Annotated in this window: 1 protein-coding gene; it reads left to right on the top strand. The window is 54.6% G+C overall.

The window, feature by feature from the left end; genetic code table 11:
- On the top strand, window positions 1-1,779 hold a 1,779-nt coding region (locus HMPREF2682_RS01030; RefSeq protein WP_070830641.1), incomplete at both ends, for a superoxide dismutase.

The raw sequence follows: 1,779 nt of genomic DNA, 5'->3' as shown, positions 1-1,779 counted from the left end.
TCATTCTTCACACCACGAGGCGCCCGGCGCTGTTCCACCTCTCCGCGCCACCCGGCAAGCGCCCGTGCGCTCAGCCTGTCGTTGCTGCTGGGTTTGAGCCCGCTTGCCGGTATCACCCCGGCGGCGCTGGCGGCTCCCGAACACCCGGCACAACCGGCACAGGTTGCACCTGCTCATGCAGACCCGGAACAGGCGACCCCCGCCTCCCCCGCCGCAGCTCAAGAAGATGCTGACGAAGCCACGTCTTCGCTTCCGAAGGTAGATGAATCTCGCCATCCTGAAATGGAAGGGTTTAAAGTCTCTCCTGAGACTCTCAACATTTCTCGAGGCGGCACAGTAACGCTGACGACGCCTCCGCTCAGTGCTGAATTCCGCCAGAATTACGAATTCTACGAATTTTCTCTGGTTGACCGCGGTTCTTCGTACTTCAAAGCCGCGTATGCCCGCATTGACGGATATGCCTACTTTGGCTACCTCTTTGACCGTGATCCCAACCCGAAGCAGATGGTAGAAAACCCAGACGGGAGCTACACCTTCTTTCTCAATATTGGGCCGTACATTATTGAGGCTAATGAAGGCACTCTTTTCGACGTCATTTTGACGTACCACAAGAAGGGCCACCGGGAGGATTCTTGGCCGTCCGAATTCCGTTTTGTGGCGCGTGCACCTATTAATGTTGTGCAGGACCCTAAGCCGACTGAGACGACGTACATTTTCAGTGTGCCCGCAATTGATGACCCGTGGAAGGATACGACTCTGACGATTGAGGGGTTCCATATCCTTACGAGCGGTAGTCGAGAGGGCAAGGATGGCCCCGCGCTTCTGGCTTTTTATGAAGTCGACCCGAAGACCGGAAAGATTGTAGGCGAACCAGAATTCACCACTCGGATTCCGTACCCGGCTTCCCGTAGTGGAGAGCGCGTTTATTTCCTGAATTGGCATTTTAAGACGTCTATTACGATTCCTGGGGGAACGCTTAAGCCGGGTAAGGTCTATAAGATTGGTTTCTACGGTAAAGACCGTCCGGAGGATGAGAATTACCCCGGTGAGTTGCTGAATGATGTTGCAGATTTCATTCCGGTACGTTCGCTTAATAAGGAATCGGCTAGCCCTGAGATGTTTCTGAAGGCTACGACGGTGAGCCCTTATGATGAGGAAAATATCTTGCCGGTACGCGCCGTCGGTTTGAAGAAGCAGCCTGGGGTCTCTTACCGTTTCTCGGTACAACATGTTGATGAGCAGGGACATCTGACCGGTCAGAAGACGCTGGTGCAGGAGATTGCTGCTGAGAGCATCCATGACGGCACGATGGATGAGAAGCTGACCATCTCCGGTGCGCCGCTGAATTATGACGGCTCGTACAGGCTCTTCTTGGAAAAGGTGACTGCCGGCAAGGACGGTACGGTTGAGTCGGTTGAGCAGCTTACTTCGAAGGATCTACAGCTGCAGTTTACGAAGAATAAGGAGGTCAACGCCGCCTGGGCATGGTTTAAGCGCCGTCAGGTTCTTCCTGAGTTTTCTGATTCAGGTAGGAACAGCTATATGACGCGCCGCGATGTGACGGTGGCGCTGTACCGTCTTGCGGGTTCGCCGAGAGTGGAGCTTCCGGCGACGAGTCCTTATGGAGATATCACTCCGGATGATCCGGACTACGCCGCGTATATTTGGGCTCGTCAGAAGGGCATTACGTTCGGTTGGGCGGATGGGAATTTCCACCCGGAGATGAACATGCACAATTATTCGACGGCGGCGTTCCTGTACAGGTATCAGCGTTCGCGC

The organism is Rothia sp. HMSC061D12, assembly GCF_001836735.1.
Taxonomy (GTDB): Bacteria; Actinomycetota; Actinomycetes; order Actinomycetales; family Micrococcaceae; genus Rothia.
Note: the sequence above shows the minus strand (reverse complement) of the source record. Positions and strands in the feature narration are given on the sequence as shown.